General features: G+C 46.8%; 15 protein-coding genes and 1 pseudogene. 12 read left to right on the forward strand and 4 right to left on the reverse strand.

What is annotated here, in order from left to right; all coding sequences use genetic code 11:
* Positions 1-67: 67 nt before the first annotated feature.
* Together HNR77_RS03145 and HNR77_RS03150 are read right to left on the reverse strand one after the other, a co-directional pair.
* Positions 68-853, reverse strand: a complete 786-nt coding sequence (locus HNR77_RS03145) for an isocitrate lyase/PEP mutase family protein (protein WP_184180693.1) — start codon at positions 851-853, stop codon at positions 68-70.
* Between the two features lie 69 nt (positions 854-922).
* The gene (locus HNR77_RS03150; RefSeq protein WP_184181263.1) at positions 923-1,972 is read right to left on the reverse strand and encodes a bifunctional transcriptional activator/DNA repair enzyme AdaA; all 1,050 of its coding nucleotides are present in this window, start codon (positions 1,970-1,972) and stop codon (positions 923-925) included.
* Between the two features lie 433 nt (positions 1,973-2,405).
* Between HNR77_RS03150 and HNR77_RS03155 the strand changes: the two genes are divergently transcribed.
* Positions 2,406-2,660 carry a LysM peptidoglycan-binding domain-containing protein gene (locus tag HNR77_RS03155; RefSeq protein ID WP_260410262.1) on the forward strand — a complete coding sequence of 85 codons (255 nt, stop codon included), beginning with the start codon at positions 2,406-2,408 and terminating at the stop codon, positions 2,658-2,660.
* A 210-nt stretch (positions 2,661-2,870) separates the two neighbouring features.
* Positions 2,871-3,446, forward strand: coding sequence for a hypothetical protein (locus HNR77_RS03160; RefSeq protein WP_184180697.1), 576 nt, complete (start codon positions 2,871-2,873; stop codon positions 3,444-3,446).
* Positions 3,447-3,530: 84 nt separating this feature from the next.
* Here HNR77_RS03160 and HNR77_RS03165 read toward each other — a convergent pair whose 3' ends face one another.
* A complete protein-coding gene (locus HNR77_RS03165) occupies positions 3,531-4,448 on the reverse strand; it encodes a phosphatidate cytidylyltransferase (protein ID WP_184180699.1) in 918 nt (305 codons plus the stop codon).
* A gap of 98 nt (positions 4,449-4,546) precedes the next feature.
* Between HNR77_RS03165 and HNR77_RS03170 the strand changes: the two genes are divergently transcribed.
* The 4 genes from HNR77_RS03170 (at position 4,547) to HNR77_RS03185 (ending at position 11,377) form a co-directional block, all read left to right on the forward strand.
* Entirely contained in the window at positions 4,547-5,095 is a 549-nt protein-coding gene (locus HNR77_RS03170; RefSeq protein WP_184180701.1) for a hypothetical protein, read from the forward strand.
* A 202-nt stretch (positions 5,096-5,297) separates the two neighbouring features.
* Positions 5,298-9,374 (forward strand): S-layer homology domain-containing protein, encoded by a 4,077-nt coding sequence (locus HNR77_RS03175; protein ID WP_184180703.1) that lies wholly within the window; start codon positions 5,298-5,300, stop codon positions 9,372-9,374.
* A 213-nt stretch (positions 9,375-9,587) separates the two neighbouring features.
* Positions 9,588-9,764, forward strand: a complete 177-nt coding sequence (locus HNR77_RS03180; RefSeq protein ID WP_397366017.1) for a hypothetical protein — start codon at positions 9,588-9,590, stop codon at positions 9,762-9,764.
* A gap of 155 nt (positions 9,765-9,919) precedes the next feature.
* A complete protein-coding gene (locus tag HNR77_RS03185; protein WP_184180705.1) occupies positions 9,920-11,377 on the forward strand; it encodes a carboxylesterase/lipase family protein in 1,458 nt (485 codons plus the stop codon).
* 1,031 nt (positions 11,378-12,408) lie between these two features.
* On the opposite strand, the gene HNR77_RS03190 is transcribed toward HNR77_RS03185, so the two are convergent.
* A complete protein-coding gene (locus tag HNR77_RS03190; RefSeq protein WP_184180707.1) occupies positions 12,409-13,560 on the reverse strand; it encodes a VanZ family protein in 1,152 nt (383 codons plus the stop codon).
* Between the two features lie 324 nt (positions 13,561-13,884).
* On the opposite strand from HNR77_RS03190, the gene HNR77_RS03195 reads away from it, so the two are divergent.
* From HNR77_RS03195 to HNR77_RS03215, 6 genes and pseudogenes are all read left to right on the forward strand, one after another.
* A complete protein-coding gene (locus tag HNR77_RS03195) occupies positions 13,885-14,223 on the forward strand; it encodes a zinc ribbon domain-containing protein YjdM (RefSeq protein WP_145404927.1) in 339 nt (112 codons plus the stop codon).
* 186 nt (positions 14,224-14,409) lie between these two features.
* Entirely contained in the window at positions 14,410-14,967 is a 558-nt protein-coding gene (locus HNR77_RS03200; protein ID WP_184180709.1) for an RNA polymerase sigma factor, read from the forward strand.
* Positions 14,924-16,582: a DUF4179 domain-containing protein gene (locus tag HNR77_RS03205; RefSeq protein WP_184180711.1), complete on the forward strand. Its 1,659-nt coding sequence runs from the start codon at positions 14,924-14,926 to the stop codon at positions 16,580-16,582. Before HNR77_RS03200 ends, HNR77_RS03205 begins: the two co-directional genes overlap by 44 nt.
* Before the next feature lie 736 nt (positions 16,583-17,318).
* Positions 17,319-17,417 (forward strand): annotated as a pseudogene (locus tag HNR77_RS30540) (class I SAM-dependent methyltransferase); the annotation flags it as partial.
* A 55-nt stretch (positions 17,418-17,472) separates the two neighbouring features.
* Entirely contained in the window at positions 17,473-17,751 is a 279-nt protein-coding gene (locus HNR77_RS30545; RefSeq protein WP_311768576.1) for a hypothetical protein, read from the forward strand.
* Between the two features lie 214 nt (positions 17,752-17,965).
* A complete protein-coding gene (locus tag HNR77_RS03215) occupies positions 17,966-19,018 on the forward strand; it encodes an LLM class flavin-dependent oxidoreductase (RefSeq protein ID WP_184180713.1) in 1,053 nt (350 codons plus the stop codon).
* Positions 19,019-19,146: the final 128 nt, after the last annotated feature.

A 19,146-nucleotide genomic window follows, 5' to 3' on the forward strand; every position in this document is an offset into this window, starting at 1 on the left:
GTGGAGGCGGGAAACATCTTCTGCCCATGGGCAAGTGTGCGAGGTGAAGCCTTATGGACTTATTCTGCTACAGAGCTGTTAAAATGCTGCGTCCAAGTACTCTCAGATGCTCCATCACTTGCAGATAAGGATACGGTCCATAGCTTATTCGTGCTACGCCCAGTGCGGCGAGCTGCCCGGGAGAAGGCTCCTGGGCGGTTACCATCACGTTGACAGGAAGCGGCGAATGTTCGCAAAGCTCTTGAATCAGACGTTGATCCTGGAGTCCTGGAACGAAGAGACCACTTGCGCCAGCTTCTGCATAAGCCTTGCATCTTGTGAGTGCTTTATGGATCAACGTATCATTATGCTGCTCGGCAGCATGCTGTAGAAATAAATCGGTTCGAGCATTGATAAAAAGCGGAATGCCTGTCTGCTCTGCCGCTTCCCGGGCAGCCCCTAATCTCAGAACTTGCTCTTCTATACTGTACATCCCTTCACCAGCAGGCAGCTGATCTTCAATATTGATGCCAACGGCTCCATGCTCGACAACGAGCATCACATTTTGCTTCACCTCTGACACAGACCTGCCATATCCTCCCTCTATATCGGCCGTTACAGGCAGATCAACACTGCGTGTGATACGTGCCAGGTTAGCCAGCACCAAAGGGAAAGGCAAAGCTTCTCCATCCTGCTCCCCGTGTGCAACAGCAACGGACCAGCTTCCCGTAGCAATAGCCGCGGCCCCGGCAGATTGAATGGTCTGTGCACTTCCTGCATCCCATACATTAACCAGGATGAGAGGATTTCCTTTTACATGATATCGATGAAATTGTTCTGCCTTCTCTACTAACTTGTTCTTTACAACGCTCATCTGTATTCACTCCCTTATCATTTTCAACGTTTCGTGATGCTATGGACTATTCCGTGATGGATATGATGACTATTCTCTGTTTTGTTTCTCATGCTTGAGCAGCCAGTCCTTGCGTGTCAGTCCTCCACCGTACCCGCCCAGCTCTCCGCTTGAATTAATGACACGATGGCACGGAATAACAATGGCCAGCTGATTGGCTCCATTCGCCTGTGCTACCGCCCGGTATGCTCCCGGCTTCCCCACTGCATTAGCAATCTCCTGGTAGGACCTTGTTTCCCCGGCTGGAATCGATAATAATGCATCCCAGACCTGTTTCTGAAATGGTGTTCCTAAACAGAACAACGCTGTGTCGAACGTTGTCCGTTGGCCGTCGAAATACTCCGTTAATTCCCGTTCAATGGATTGAATGGGCATTGTTGTGCCAGGCACGATGGCAGAGCGGGTCCGTTTGCGCAGACGTTCCACCTCACGCTCCAGTCCTCTGCGGTCAACGAATTCAAGCAGATACAGCGCCTGTTCGTCAGCGACAGCCATCATCGGACCAAGTCTTGTATCGATCCAGGCAGCCTTCAGCACCCGCTCTTCATCGACTTGGGTCGGGGCAGCGCCCATGATTCGTGAGAAGGCATCTCTGAATCCGCTGCTGGATTCATATCCGGTGGAGAGCTGACTATCAATAATTGTGCGCCCCGAGCGAATATGCTTGAGAGCCAGTCCCATTCGCCGTGCACGGGCATAAGCAACAAAGGTCATGCCGAATCTTTTTTTGAACTGTCGGCGGGCTGTTGATTCATCAATAGACAATGCCCTGAAATCCTGTGCCTTCCAGCGCTTCTCAGGCTCCTTCTCTACAGCCTCCACCAGCATGCGTACTACATCGGACACGTGGTTGGGATGAGACAAGGGGCGGCAGCGTTGACATGGACGGAAGGATGCAAGCAAGGCCTGCTCCGCAGTTTCGTAAAATTCACAGTTCTCAAACTTCGGTTTCCGGGCTGGACAGGTCGGACGACAGAATACCCCTGTTGTTTTGACTCCGACATAAAACAAACCTTCATATTCTGAATCTTTGGCGACCAGCGCCGTATAGTATTGTTTCTTCAGCTCCGCAGAGATCATCAACTGCACGTCCTTACTTCATTAGAATCACAATCTTTCCCTTATTATAGGTCAGGTTAACCGATACCATCGCCGAAAATCAGGCATTAATTCTGCTGTACACTGCGGTTTATTTCAAAATAAAGAGATTGTTCAGAATTTGTTTAGAATCAAGTGATAGTATAGACCTATATATCAGATTAAAAGGTAGTAGTAATTGCCTAATTAATGTAGAAAAATAGAGAAAATTCACGTTGTTAGACGAAATGAATATAGGTAATCAAGCTTAGGATTAGCGAATAAAGGAAGATGAAGCTCGGGGGTTGATGAAAAGATGAGATATTCCACGTACAAAAGTATTCATGAGCACGGGCAGGCTTTGCCTGCAAAATCAAGTATTTCTTATGGGAAGTCCCACTCATTGCACCAGATGACGCATGGAGCCTTAATCAAGATGCTGATTAGCATTAGTGTTTTTATCGCGGGCTGCAGTGTGGTGTTTACCGCCTCGGCGGGGGACGAGCCAGTTGTGTTGAATCAGCAAGTTATTGTCACCTCAGGAGATACGTTATGGAGCATTGCGCTTGAACACAAACCGGAGCAGATGGATACGCGGATATATGTCGAAGCGCTCAAAGATGCCAATCGGCTGCAGCATGGTACCATTCAAAGCGGACAAGTGCTGAGCTTGCCACAATTTCAACGATAACTACAGGCAGTTGCTTTAGTGAGTCTCTTCTCTTTTTTGCGCATACGTACTTATACATGATCCTCGAATGAACCGTATCATCTGAATTTTGATCTCATTTACATAATATGGAGCTTCATGAGGAACGATATGGTGTAGTGATGAATAGGGTTCATATTCGAAGTCATGTATGTTCAGGCATGCGTAGGAATGAAGGGAGAAGAGTAGCGTATGAATCAAATGCTTAACAGAATGATGTTATACACAGCCGTATTGTGTTTGGTTCTTGTCATTAGTGCGTGTGGTGCTAAAAATAATCAAGAGTCTGTTCAGGAGCATGCCTATCCGCAGTCCAAACAACCAATAGAGGAAGCGGGACAGACGACTGTACCGAATGCAGAGGCCAAGAACAAAACGAACGGGAACAGTGCTGGAGCTCAAGAGAGCAAAATGTGGACACAATCTGAAGCTGAAGCAGCCTCAGATGAAATACAGATTGTTATTGACCAGTCGGATAAACCGAAGAAGGACAACAGCTTTGATTTTGCCATCAAGCAGGTACCGAAGGGTTACTCCTTAACGGAGATGCGCTGGACCTCCAACACCATCACGATTGTAAACTCTCTGGAGGAAGCAATTGAGCATGGCAAGAACGGGGAAGACGGTTTTTATTTTAGTGGTAACGGGCAGTATTCCGGGTTTATCTATTCAGACGAGATGAAGGGTGAACGCGGGAAGGCGATATTTGTATTTACCAATGAAAAGGGTAACGTGCTGATGTCCGAGAAGGAGATTCGTCTGAAGTAGTTAGAAAGCCCATTACATGAACTGAATATAGCAAAGGCTAGGAATAAGCTTCCTGGCCTTTTGGCTGTCCTGTAACGCAGGTTTCTACATAAAATCAAAGAAATATCGAACAACGTGGAACATCACCGGGGAGGTGTAGGTAAGACTATCCACCCGGCTGAGATAGCTTTTTTTGAGCGCATCGAACTTGGTGTCGTCTCCGATCAGCAGATCACGCTTCAGCACCGATACCGTCAGACTGCCGAAAAAGCCTGCAAGACTGATCAGTGCTGCAATGAACAGTGAGAATTCCCAATCAAACGGCGTCAGGTACGGATGAATGAAATATGAGGTCGCCGTTGTCACAACAAATGCACACACGAACCCTTCCCAAGTAATAAATGGATTGGCGGTGGGCACTACTTTTCGTTTGCCCAGATACAGAGATACCAGATAATGCACCACATCATTCAACTGTGTTAACACAACGAGGAAAAGCACAAGCTTCGATCCATATTCCGGTGTAGCAAACGGGAAATAAGCCAGATGGCTTAATCCGAATACCATCAGCATCAGTCCCCACTGCGTGGAGCTGACACTGCGCAGGAAGCCGACAGTGCCTTTGTTAATCAGACGCGGAAGCGGCAGAACAAGAAACACATAGAGCGGAATGAATATGATAAACATGCCATACCATCCGATGTAAATCCAGTAAAACTGAACCGGAATCGCGAGATATGCCCACAGAAACAGGCGGCGGTCCGCTTTGCGTGTGTTGCGAATCATGGAGAAATATTCTTTAAGGGAAAAGAACGTAAGTACCATAAGGGAGATCAGGGAAACGATCGGGTTAAATAAAGTGGCCAGGCAGAAAATTACAAGCATGCCCCACCAGGTTTTGATCTTGTAGCCAATGCCCGAATAATCCTTGTCCGGCTGAAGCCTGGCAATGATTTTGTATACGATATGAATAACGAGTAAGGCAGCAAAGATCAGGGTTAATGTAAATAGCGAGCTGTTCATGTCAAAGGATCACCTGCTTGGTTGAAGTAAGATTCCATTATAGGGTACCTATGTTATTATGAAGGAACAGTGCCAAAATGATAAGGGGAAATATGGGAATGACGGATGAACGTTCAATATATATTTTGCTGACCAACACGGGGACGTTGTTTACAAGAGTAATTCAGAGCTATACCCGAGCGCCGTATAATCATGCATCAATCTCATTCGACCGGGAATTAATGGAGCTGTACAGCTTTGGCCGCAAGCATCCGAGCAATCCGCTGAACGGCGGGTTTGTGAAGGAGGATATCCAGACAGGTACATATAGCAAATATCCGAACACGACATGTGTGATATATGAGCTTCAGGTATCAGAGCGTGAAGTGGAAAAAATGAAGCGTGTGCTGCACATTTTCATTCGCAGCCGTCAGAAATATATGTACAATCTGCTGGGTGTCATTGGCATCACCCTCAAGGAGCCGGTGGAATTCAGCAACTCTTATTTTTGCTCCCAGTTTGTCGCCGAAATTTTGCAGCGCTCCGGCATCAAGCTGTGGAACAAGCTGCCTGCGCTTGTCACCCCGGACGATTTTCGCCAATGCGAGCAGCTGAAGCTGGTGTATGAGGGGAGACTGCGTGAATATCAGGCAAGGACGGACCATTGACAAGGAATTCACTTGAAATTTTTTTTGAAATGATGAATTTTGACGAAAATTATGAAGAAATCCACTCTATTTTCAACTATGGAGTGGATTTTTTTCCTTTTATTATCATTTCCTGTTTAGATTCTGTTTATTGTTGTGTTTTAAACTAGGTCCAAAGATGCAGGCAAATAGATCAAACATGAATTGAGAGGAGAGCGAAGCCTTGTTCAGAAAGATAGCAAGTTTTTTGTTGGTGGCTGTGATGTTGCTTCAGATTGTAAGTCCTGGAGGTGTGGTGAGTGCCCGATCTTACCCATTCGAACTTATAAACATGGAGAGACAAGGATATGATGATTCCAACCCTGGCGAAAAAATAGCTAATGTTCGTCATTTGCTTGAGGACGGAGAATTGTTGGAGCTGCCTGAAGGTTACGCAGCATTAAGCGACGATCAAAAGAATGAGATTGCCAGAGGTATGATCATGCTGATTCCATCAGAGGTGCAATATGAGAGTGATAATCATGCTGTATATGCATTTAAACTGATCTATAACGTCAGTGTAATACCCGGACAGTTTGATATTGATGCATTAGGCGAGAAAATGGATCAGGTATACAGTTCGCTAGGGAAGTGGAACTCCTATTTCTCGGGTGTCGACAAATCGGAGTGGACACAATCTGCATCTCGTTATATGCAGCTGACAGGTGCGGATCGGACAATGTTTCTTGATAATATACTGTTCCACAATCTAGTTTTCAAGAATAGTGCTACGATCTACCATAATAGTCAGCTCACAATGATGAATTACAAACTCAATGAGTATATAGAGATAAATAAAACAACTGACATCAACAGTATGATTGGGGCGATCGACTCGCTTTTTGGAATATATATGATGTTCCTTCCACAAGTGGGGCAGACCGAAGGCGTTCAACCGTTCGTTTTTAACATGGACAAGATGTCTACGATTCAGAATGAAGAAGCTAAAAATGAACTCGCTCAATGGATGCTTGATCATAAGGATGATGGTTATGAAACGGTATTTGACGTGCAAAAAGCATTTGATGCATTCTTTGAACCAGGACTCATCAAGTATAACCAATTGAAGAAGGCAGCGGATCAAGGCAACGCGGATGACTTCATCGAGGAAGCAATCGAATTGCTGAGCGATAAAAATTTCATAACTACGCCTGACTTTGAACAACTTTCAACAGAGGATCAGAAGGCGATCGTCATATATATGCTTAAATTAGATCCCCCTACGAGTGATGGATATGCAAACAAGGGACAAGTTCAGTTTTTAGTTCAGTCGGCGCAAAAAGCATTGGAGTTTACCCGCGCATACGGTGGGCAAAATGCTGTATCCTCATTGGATGCGCTGTATATGAATCAGTTTGACCGTAAGCTTTATTTTGATTACCCTGCTGCTGAAAGCTTGTTTTATAAAAATATTGAAACATACCTTCAATTTTCAGACATTGAAAAGGAAATGACAGCAGATATCATGGGCCTGAGATCTAAAAGAAATAATGCTGTAAAGGGAGTACTGTCTTATATCGATAGCGCGGTACAGGACACGCCTTCAATTAACAGTACAGGACAGTCGACCGAAGAAATGGTGTTTGTGCTGGAAAAGCTGCAGGACCTTCAGGAGAAGATAGAAGAATATAATGCAAATTCATCACAAGAGCCAATAAACAGCTTCACTCTTGATGTGAGTAAAATAAATGAATTAGAGACAAATGAAGATTGGGAGAAACTTGCCAATCATATGATAGCGGAGCGGCCATCTGGAGGATACGCAAGTTATGAACAGATCCAGACTGCATTTAATAAATTTTTCCCTGATGATGACAACACGAATGCCTTGTCTGTCTTGAATACTGCGAAGAGAAGTGGAAGTACAGCAGCTATGCGTACGGCAATGGAAAACCCTGATCTGGGCATTACTTTCCCTGATGGGTACGGTGCAGTATCCTTACAGGTTAGAGATTTCATCGCGGACTTCCTGATCAAGAATGTAAAGAACGATTTTGATAACAAAGGTCAGGTTCAATATATGATTGAACTTGGTTACCTGGCCCAGTCCGTATGGGAGCAAAAACAATTAAGTACGCTGAAAACCGAGCTTGATCTTCTGGCTCAGCAGTTGGTAGATGGCACCCTTCATTTTAATGATCAACAGACATACGGACTCCGCAGCATTGGCGAAAAGTATCTGGAGCGCAGTAAAGTAGATAAAGGTGTGTTTGCTTACAAATACCTGCATGCAATTGCCTTTGAAAGACTGGAAGGGGAGTTTGCAGGAGATATCGTAAATCCGGATATTGTGCTCAACCTTTTCTCGATGCCTTATACTTCCTTCGGAGAGTCTAACTCTACGCCTCTAATGAATCAATGGCTGGATAATGCGATGAACGATCAGCTTGAGGGTGAGGCCTTTTTTAATAAATATAAATTTGATCGTACAGGTGCCCTCGATCTATCCAAAAGAGTAGAGCTCAGCCCTGAAGTGAGAATGGAATTAGCTGAGTGGGTGCTTAATGAACAAGATAGCTATGAGGATATTGGGAATCTGCAATATGTGATCAATCGATTCTTTACCGCTCCCAAGATTCAAGGGGATGACATTAACAACAAAATTATTGGTCTGGATAGTACGATGGAGATTTCTTTTGATGGCAAATTGACCTGGATTGATCTTGACTCTATTCAAGTATTGAATTTTAGTGGTAACAAGACAGTGTGGGTGCGTCATAAGGCATTTAGCGATGAACTGCCAGGACGTGCTGTGAAAGTTGTTTTCACGGCAAATGGTGACAGTGGAAACGGCAACGGTTCTAACCCTAACCCGGGCAGCGGCAATGGGGGGAATACAGGCGGAACTGGCGGTGGAACATCTACTACGACACCAGTAACGACTACACCAGCTGCAACACCGAAACAAGAGCAACTCGTGGTGGATGTGAATGGAGTTAACGGCACGAATCTGACCAAAACACCAATTACACGTACAACCGAGACCAATGGAACTGTTAAAGATTTGGTGAAAATGACAGAAGTGATTGCCAAGCAATCGGTTGAAAAAGCCAAACAGCTGGGTACCGATACCGCACGTATCGTCATTCCAGATACGAAGGATGCTGTGTCTGAGACACGCGTTGAAATTCCAAAAACAGCCGTCAAAGACCTGAGCGACGGCTCGCTCAAGCTGGAGATTTCAACGCAAAATGCAGTGATTTCGATTCCGACCCAATCTATTGCCGGATTCGATCAGGACTTGTACTTCCGCATCGTTCCGCTCAAAAAGGAATCCGAGCGCAAAGAAGTAGAGGACCGTGCGAAGAAAGAGCAAGTGATTCAGCAAGCCGCTCCGAATGCAAACGTACGTGTACTGGCTCGTCCAGTAGAGATCGAAACGAACATGCAGAGTCGTGAAGTCACTCTGACATTGCCGCTGGGAAGCAGTCTGCCATCCGATGCAGCTGCTCGTCAGCAAGCCTTGAATAACCTGGCTGTATATATTGAACACAGTGACGGTACGAAAGAACTGGTACGAGGTAAGCTCGTGAAGCTGGCTGATAACAGCGAAGGCATTGAGTTCACCGTAACGAAGTTCAGTACATTTACACTGGTATCTGTAGACGGACTGAACGCTGTTCAACCAGCAAACCATCCGTACATCCAAGGTTTCGGTGCAGACTTCCGTCCGGATGCGTTCGTAACACGTGCCCAGATGGCAGCGATGCTTGCTCGTAATCTATCGGTTGAAGCAGCGACAGCACCTGCAACAGAGACAAGCTTTACTGATGTAACTGCAACACACTGGGCAGCGAACGAGATTAAGCAAGCGCAGGCTGCTGGTATTATGAATGGCCTGAGCATCTCCGTGTTTGCACCTGAAGGTTCGATCACACGTGCACAGATGGCGACGATTGCATACCGCTGGTTGCAGAAGCAAGAAGCTAATACAGCGGTGACAACAGGAACGACGTCGACAGCAACTACAACTAGCGCAAGCACTACTGCAAAAACGGCAAATGTAGCATCCTTTACCGATGTACCTGCTGATCTGTGGGCAGCCGAAGCAATTGCATACGTGCAATCTGCAGGGCTGATGACAGGTTACCAGGATGGCACGTTCAAACCAGACGGCAAGCTGACTCGTGCCGAAGCGGTTAAAGTGCTGAACATATTGTTCAAACGTACACCGCTGACAGGGGCAGCAACACCATCCTTTAGCGATGTGCCTGCCACACACTGGGCATATGCTGATATTGAAGTAGCGGCACAGAAGTAAGAATGAACAGCAGCAAAGAACAAATAACCATTTCTGAATGAACAAAAGATCCAAGCACAAAAAGGCCGGGAATATGATCCCCGGCCTTTTTGGTTGCTCTGTATCACGCGGGTTTCTACATAAAATCAAAGAAATATCGGAGAAAAAACAGTTGTATGTAGACGGAGGGTATACTTTAATTTGATAGCGGTTATGTAGGTCTCGTGAGAGACCATGTTTAATGCCTCCTCCACTGCTTGTCTCTGGACCGATTCAGATGAGCATCCGGAGGGCAGCGAAGGGCTGCATGTGGAGATTTATACGGATCGGGTGGTTGTGAAGGGCCGGGACTTTACTGACGGAAAATGGATCGAGGGTGCTGAGTATACAGTGTGCTATCCCCAAAACTAAATATCGTTCCACGTGAAACGTCACGCAAATACGCCATGCCGAGCAAAATTTGTAAATGGGTGCGGCTACGATTTATACTCAAATAGATACACATTGTTATTCCAAACATTGGAATAAATCCATTTACTTATTTACGGAGAGGATGTAGAAGACGCATGCGAGAACTTCAGGTTCAAACGAAATATGGTAGGGTTCAAGGCGAGCTTTTACAAGGTGCAAGCGTGTGGAAAGGCATCCCGTATGCCAAGCCGCCAGTAGGCGAGCTGCGTTTCCGTGCTCCGGCACAGCCCGAGTCATGGGATGGAATTAGACAGGCGACCGAATTTGGTCCTGAGAACATACAGCCGCGTCACAATTCAGAGGAGATGGCTGGACAGAAGCCGCCAGAGTCGGAGGATAGTCTGTATCTGAACATCTGGGCCCCTGAAAAAGAGAGCAGTCACCCTCTTCCCGTCATGGTCTGGATTCACGGGGGTTCATTTGTAACTGGCTCAGGCAGTCTGCCCGTATATGATGGCACCCAGCTGGCTGTTCGTGGCGATGTTGTTGTGGTGACTATTAATTATCGTCTTGGACCACTCGGTTTCCTTCACATGGCTCCGCTAGGCGAGGGTTTTGTATCCAATGCAGGTCTGCTGGATCAGGTGGCAGCACTGCAGTGGGTGAAGGAGAACATCACTGCCTTCGGTGGTGACCCGAATCAGGTTACTGTGTTTGGCGAATCCGCAGGAAGTATGAGCATTGCTGCATTGATGGCGATGCCATCTGCCAAAGGGCTGTTCCAACGTGCGATTATGGAGAGTGGTGCATCACAGTTCATGCCGGAAGAACAGGCGGTTGCCCTGCGAGAGGGCATGCTGAAGGTGTTGGGTGTAGACCGCAACAACCTGCAAAAGTTGAACAGTATGCCGGTGGAGAAGATAATGGCGGCGGCAGAAACGGTAAAGCAGCAGAGCGGAGCGGGTATGGCATTGTTATTCCAGCCTGTGCTGGATGGCGAGACACTGCCGCAAATCCCGCTTCAGGCTGTGAGCGAAGGCTCGGCTAAGGAAATCCCGATACTCATCGGTACAACGCTGCATGAGGGATCGCTGTTTATTCAGCCGCATGTACCATACTCGAAGGAGATTGATATGGTGCAGGGGGTTGATTTCATGACACCTGATCTGGAGAATCGGGCTGCAATCGCGGACAGCTATCCGAAAACTGCGGATGGACAGGCTCAGGTCATGACCGATATGTTCTTCTGGCGCTCGGCGCTGCAGTACGCAGCTGCACAGCAGCAGCATGCCCCGGTGTGGATGTACCGCTTCGACTGGGTCATGCCGGAGCATCCATTGTTAAAGAGAGCTATTCACAGCATCGAGATCTTCTTTGTGTTTAACACGCTGGATGCCTTAAAGTTCATGAAAGCCGAGCCGGATGAAGCTGCAAAGGCTCTTGCACTGAAGGTACAGGACGCCTGGCTTGCTTTTGCGAAGGAAGGTAAACCCTCTACCGCGGAAATTGAATGGCCTGAATATCGTCAGAATCGGGCCACGCTTATCTTCAACCATGAGATTGAGGTCGTGCATGACCCTGAATCATCCAAGCGTGAACTGTTGGGTGTATAGATAAGTCATCTCTGGTATATAATCAAAGATTCCTAGAATCTTTGTATGCAAAAATGACAGAATCACCTGGAGATTAGCGTTATGCCCGGATTTGGGAAAATCCCTTTTGCTAAGGGGGAAATCCGGGCATGAAGGCGAAGCTTATGCTTCCGATGCAACTTTCATTCAGAAAGCTCTTAGCTCCGCCTATCCAGGTTTTTTCTGTTCTCTCCGTTATAGTGTAAATGAATCGTTCACCTTATACATCATCCCAAAGCATAGCACTTTACAACGCTAACGATTCCTACAAACCTTATTGGTCCTCAATTCAGGCTGTCTGAATTCTAACAATTCACAGGAAGCTTATTACAGCAAAAAATCGAAAAAACAACCTCCAGTAGCTCAAAATCAGCGATATAACGTCTCTGTGATTCGTTAGAATTGTAACGCGCTCCAAAACACCTGAATAAGCTCTCTGCGATTCGTTAGAGAATTACATATCTACAGATCAACAGATCTACACATCGCAGACCGCAGACCGCGCATCACAGACCACAGTCCACACATCACAGACCATAGTCCACACATCGCAGACCACAGTCCATGTACCATAGACAACACACCAAACACCAAACACCACTCACCACAGTCCAATGTCCCTTGCAGGATGTTAAACGTCGGGCTTTACGGAGGTAAAAAGGCGATTTCCACCTGTTCCTTCTGTTCTTCCAGAAGAGGTTAAGGTAATTTCGCATGGTGAATACGGGCATTATCCAGAACCATCACTACCTTCCCGGATCATACTCTCTCTTCAGGCAATTTGGCTATACCCGCGATCGCGTAGCGTCTGTCGTTCAAACTCACGTTTCATATATAAGCGACAGCCTATGTTCCAATTTTCAAGAAACTAACATCTTAGGATACAGCATCTCCAAACATCAAAAGCGGCCTCATGGATGATCCATGAAAGGCCGCCTTTTGGGTTCTGTGTGATGTCGTGTGGTGTTGCATTCGTTCGATTGATCGCAGTGGAAGCAAGAGAAATACTCATATTATTTCCGCGAGGCTCGGATACGAGAAACTTCATCGAAGTAGAAGGAACGTTTGCCGCCAGAGAACAACACCACGATCGCATGGATAAACAGCGTGAGGTACACGATCAGGTACAGGGCGCCGATGCCCAGGGAAATCCAGATGAGATAAGGCTGCAGCGTATCCTCCCGAAAGTTAGGGTAGGCATACTTGCTTACTAGTTGAATGATAGTTAACAGCAGCCACGGAGCATAGATGGCGATAAATCGTTTCACCAGCGCTGGAAGCGTCGGTGTACCGCTCTGACGATCGACATAACGGAAGCGCAGAATAGCTGAACCCGGTGTATATCCGTTGCGAACCCAAGGGATGAAGAACAGAACAATAACCATTGCCGTGGACGAGTCCAATACCGTCTGAATGTCATTGGTTAAAGTGAAAATGGACAAGAAATTGGTGATAACGACCACGACAATACCGTCGATCAGAAGCGCAAGCAGCTGAGGAACAGGATATACACGATCTTGCTCCATAATCTGTTCACTTTTGGCCTGGATACTCGCTCTGGACGGGAACAGGGCCAGCAGCAGCGGGGCTGCAAAGAAACCGATCACTGCACCGGAGGTGTTCATCATCAGGTCATCCACATCGAACAGCCGGTAAGGACAGCTGTAGAATCCGTACAGTCCAGTCAGTTGAGTTACCTCAAAAAACAAGGAAAGCCCGAACCCGGCTACCAGGGCGTGTTTCCAGAACGCTCTCTTTTGCCAGAAATACCGGATATATACCCCCAGCGGCATGACAAGCAGGACATTAAACATCACTTGCAGGAAGGCTCGGCCCTTGATCATGTTGATCCAGGTTGACGGCTGGGACCAGACAATGGGTGTTTCCCGCATAATGTCTTTGACGAACATAAATGGTGTCAGGTTGTAATAGACTGTATCTGCGGCTTGCTGAGCACAAGTGTTTCGTGTTGTTGGAAGCGGCAGAATGACCAGACAGTAGGCGGCCAGCAGGTAGAAAACAAATGAAAAGCTGATGGCAAACCGTGACCAGCTGAAGAAGCCGTCCTTGCGATAACCATAGATTAACCAAGGCACCAGCAGGAACATGGAGGCAATGACAAAGATAATAAACGCAGTCTGAATGGGGAACACATAAGATGACATAAGGAAGCTCCTTTTGAGATAAGAGTAACGGTCAGATGGTACTATCATTTATATTTCTAGCAGGATGACAGGCCAGCAAGAGATCCGTACAAGGTGTGGTAGCAGCCTGTTATCATATGGTTAAGGTGATATGTTATTTTCTAATCATAAGCGGGTTACCTTAAAGTGAAGGTCGAATTCCTTTAAATCTGGTTTAAATATGTACCTGAATATATCCTTCAATCCATACCTGACAGGGATGCAGTGATCCATGGTATGGAACATATCGTCAAAATTCTGTATACTTGCGAGATAGCTAAAATCAGAATGGAGAGTTTAATACATATGTCTAACTTGCCTAATTGTCCGAAATGTAATTCAGAGTACACGTATGAGGATGGCCTGCTGCTGATCTGCCCGGAATGTGCGCACGAGTGGTCACTGGAAGCGGAGGAGCAGGAGGAGAATGCCAAAGTGGTGCGCGATGCCAACGGAAATGTGCTGAATGATGGTGACACGGTTACAGTCATTAAAGACCTCAAGGTCAAAGGCAGCTCGCTCGTCGTGAAACAAGGCACCAAGGTGAAAAATATTCGCCTGATTGACGGGGATCATGACATTGATTGCAAGATTGACAGTTTGGGTGCGATGAAGCTGAAGTCCGAATTTGTGAAAAAAATCTAACTGCCCGTCCAAGCGTGATGCTTGTGATTGGCTGTAAGTATCTTCATCCAGAAAGAGCGTTCATCTCTACAGCATTGTAGAAGTGAACGTTCTTTTTTTGGTAGGGAGACAGCAGGAATGAACCTTTGAAGCGTCGGCTTTGTCTATAGATTTGAAAAGGCTGATGCAGAGAAAGGAGGGGATGGTATGAACGAAAAGGAACTGTTCGAGCTTTACAGCAGGGACGTGTACCGAACTTGTTATTACATGCTCCATCACGCTCAGGATGCAGAGGATGTCTGCCATGATGTGTTTGTTACCGTGTTCCGTCAGGATTGGCGGAAGGTGGAGCATATGAAGACATGGCTGATGAAAATTACAGTGAATCACTGCCTTAATTTTATGAAAAGAGAACGTGCATCGAAGCAGCGGGAGAAAAAGCAATTTATGCTTACACCGCAAAGGACAGCTGAGCCGGTAGATACCATAGTTGAGCATGAAGAGGAACAGGAGCGCTGGCAGCAGTGGGTTCAGGAGCTGCCTGAGAAGATTCGCGCAGCCATGCTGCTGCGTTATATGAATGAATTAAGCCTGGCGGAGATTGCCGAGATTCTGGACATTCCGCTGGGTACAGTGAAATCAAGAATCTATAAGGGCCTTCGTTTGCTGAAGAAAAGATGGGAGAAGACCAGTAAGCAGCAGCAGAAAGGGGAAATGTACAATGAAGCATACGGAAAGTCAGTTATCTCATCATCTGAAAAATGATGCGGACATTCGCTATCCAGATTTTGATGCTATGTGGGAACAGATCCAGCAGGATCAGGAGAGATGTCCTGAGCTTGACTTTTCGCCAGTGCAAGGGAGGGGCTTGAGGCATTTGAGATGGAAAAAGACGGCGCTGATCGGAACAGCTGCGGTGGTTCTTATGGCAACGCCCGTATATGCAGCAGTTCATTATAACTGGTTTGACCTTATGGATCACCGGAGCGGTATTCAGTCTGCGATGCAGAACGGACTTGGGCAGAAGCTGAATCATTCCGTGACAGTAAAAGGAGTAACCTTAACGCTGGATACAGCCTTTTCCGATGATAATCGCACGGTTATTCTATATACCTTGAACCCTGGCTCGTACAAAGGGGATACCGTCAGATTTTCTTCGATCGGGCTGCGTGATGAGAGCGGCAAGGTAATTGAAGGCCGTTACTATCATGTTCTCGACCAGACGGATGGAGAGTATAAAGGTTATTTTGAGACCGACTGGACACCTTCAGGCAACGAAGCGAATGTTGAATTTACAGTAGGCGGGATTCAAGTGTTAGCACCTGCAGAGGAAAAAATCACGCTGGATCTGTCTCAACAGCAGTCCCAGTTGTTTGATATCAATAAGGATGGATTGGATAAACTCGCAGTAAGTGTGTTCCATGAACAGGATCATCAAGTGATGCTGTCCACCGCACTGACCTTTAGTCAGTCCGAGGTTCGAGAGTACGCTTATCCTTTTCTAAAGATATACGATCAAAAACGCCAGGTACTGGAGGAAGCTGCACCAAGTATCAGTGGTAAGCCTGGAGCACACGGTGAATATATATCAGAGCAGTTCTACAATCTGGAGACGCTGAAGAAGCAAGCATCCTCATATGTACTCGCTTATAGTAAAGAAGAAGGCAGTATGAATCAGCCACTGGATATCCGTATACGTCTGGATAAAACAGAGATGCTCAGCGGCACGAGTAAAAGAATGCTTAACATCCCGCTCGATCCGCAATCGGATAACGTCATGGTTAAGGAAGCTATCATCACACCTACACAAATCAGGGTCATTCTTGCGGATCATCAACCGTACAGGCAGCTCCCCTATTTGAAATACACACTGGATGTGAAGGGGACTCAGCTAGAGGGAGGAATCTGGCCTTCAGAGAATGACAAAGGTGAGACGGAGCTTCGGTTTGAAGTCAGTCCGGGGCTGAATATCTCTCCTGACACACCGATAACTCTTCATGCCCATCATAAGGTCAATTATTTTAAGGTTGAATCGGAGCCGATTACGTTATCCGCCATTAGTGACAAACCACAGGTTGTGGATTCCAAGCTGGGCGGTGTCATCATCCACTGGACATATTACCGCAAGGACGGTGATTTGTATGTGGAGAGGTATAGCGATGACCCTCGTTTTGGAGGAATAAATCAGACGTTTATGCTTGAGAAAGGCGAACGGAGCTACGGCATGCCGGCCAAGACACAGTTTGCCGGAGACGGGAACAACCAGGGCATTGACCGATATGAGAAGTACACTTCAGATACGGCAGTTGTATATCCTTATATGTACAGTATAGAAGAACCGGAACGTGAAGTGACTGTACCACTGCTGGAAGAGAAGTGAAAATACGAGTCAGGATCGGGTCATTGGAAAACTAGGACAAAGTCAGGTCTCCTTTTTTCAAAGTGTATAGTATTTGAATATGTTTCATTATTATAATATATTTTTACATTTTTGTTCGAAGAGTGCATTTCAATTCCCGGAGTTGACAGGAATAATCAGGAATAATATACTAGTTAAAATTTAACAGTTAAATGCAATGATCAGGAGTAGTAAGGTATATGGCATCGGTGCAGAGAGCTGTCAATCAGGGTGCAAGACAGTCCAGCCTGACCCCAACTCACCTGTGAGCAGCAGGGTTGAAGAGCAGTTATAGTATGTCTCCATTGATCCGGCTAATAAGTAGCTGAATAGATTCATAGATATACAGAACTGAATTCATGTAGACCCTGACGGGTAACCTCCGTCATCAGGTTCTGAGATGTTATGGCAGGATAGGTTCGGATATATTTATCCTGTTCATAATTCAACAAGAGTGGTACCGCGAAGGTCAGACCTGTCGCCTCTTAGCTGAGGCGGCAGGTTTTTTTGTTTTATATAACAGGCCTTAATGTTGAGAAAAGGCAGGTGCGGCAGGATGGAAAGATCACGTGTGGTGGACTATTATTCTCGATTTGACGAGTGGGGAAGGCTGGATCGGGAGCCGCTTGAATTCATGATTAACATGCATTATATAAGAGAGGCGCTTCCCGCCACAGGACTTGTGCTGGACAACGGGGCCGGGCCGGGTAAGTATGCGATGGAGCTTGCACGATCAGGATACCGTGTTACACTCTCAGATCTGACCCCTGCCTCTGTGGATATGGCCAGACAGAAGGCTCAGGAAATGAAGCTGAGTCAACAGTTTGAAGGATTTTATGTGCTGGATGCGACCCATCTGAACGGGATTGACGATGAGACCTACGTTCGACCATCAGGATCAGGGCCGTTTCACGGGAGCATACTATGTTCATGTGCAGGACGTTGTGCCATTTATGGAGCAGCATGGTTTCGAGACCGTGCATCTGATTGGCTCCTCCAGCCTGAAAGCGATGCTTACGGACGAACAGGAGCAGTATTGGAAGGAGCGCGGCGAGGAGCAGGAGCTGTTTCATTACCTGATTGAAGCGGCCAAGGACCCTTACATATTGGGGATTTCATCTCATCTGCTGTATATCGGGAGGAAGCTGTAAGAAATAAGAGCGGTGGCCTGAAAGTTTTCTGCAAGAAAGCTACATCGGGAGCATACGCTTATCACCGGATTGAATGAAAATTGCCCTCTGGAAACAGAGGGTACTTGTATTTTTCCTCAAAATAGTTCAATATGAAGATAAATAACAAAAGGTGATCTACTTACAATAGGTTAGATGAACGACGGATCGCTTCATTAACAGGGAGGAACATACAATGGAAATCGGAATCAGTACATTTGTGGAAACAAACCCGGATGTAAATACAGGAGAATTAATCAGTCATGCGCAGCGTATTCGCGATGTCGTGGAAGAGATTGTTTTGGCAGATCAGGTAGGGCTGGATGTATACGGTGTGGGAGAGCATCATCGTGCTGATTATGCCGCTTCATCCCCGGCTGTGATCCTGGCAGCAGCAGCATCCCAGACCAAAAATATTCGTCTGACAAGTGCGGTAACGGTGTTGTCCTCGGATGATCCCGTACGTGTATTTCAGGACTTTGCAACGCTGGACGGCATCTCTAACGGACGTGCAGAGATTATGGCCGGACGTGGATCATTTATTGAATCCTTCCCGCTGTTTGGTTATGAGCTGAGCGACTATGATGAATTGTTTGATGAAAAGCTGGATCTGCTCTTGAAGCTGACAGAATCCGAAAAGGTCACCTGGTCGGGTAAACACCGCCCTTCCTTCAACAACCTGGGCATCTACCCGCGTCCGGTGCAGGAGAAGCTTCCGGTCTGGATCGGCAGCGGCGGTAATCAGGAATCGGTTGTGCGCGCAGGTCTGCTTGGATTGCCGCTTGTGCTTGCGATTATCGGTGGTCGTCCGAAGCAGTTCGCACCGCTGGTCGAGCTGTACAAGAAAGCAGCTGCGCACGCGGGTCATGACGCTTCCAAGCTGACCGTAGCTTCTCACTCCCACGGCTTCATTGCCGACACAACAGATGAAGCAGTAGAGAAGTTTTTCCGCCCTGCACAGGCTGTTATGAATCAGCTCGGACGTGAACGCGGATGGGGGCACTATGGCCGGGAAACCTTCGATGCAGCACGCAGCCTGGAAGGTGCGCTGTATGTAGGCGATGTGCAGACTGTAGCTGAGAAAATCATCTATCTTCGCAAAGAAGTCGGCATCACCCGTTTCATGCTGCATACGCCGCTCGGAACGCAGCCGCATGATGAGGTTATGCACGCTATCGAACTGCTTGGCAAGGAAGTCGCACCGATCGTACGCAAGGAGATTGCCCGCTGGGAAGCAGAGAATGCCTGAGATAATTTGAGCAGTCTGTAGTCAAGCATCTCGGATATGTGAAAATAAAACTATAGCAGTGTCATATCATGGACGTGCTTGATGCATTAACAGGAGCAGAGATTTAACCCATACAAATGGGCTAAATC

It is taken from the genome of Paenibacillus sp. JGP012 (assembly GCF_014203995.1).
Lineage (GTDB): Bacteria > Bacillota > Bacilli > Paenibacillales > Paenibacillaceae > Paenibacillus > Paenibacillus silvae.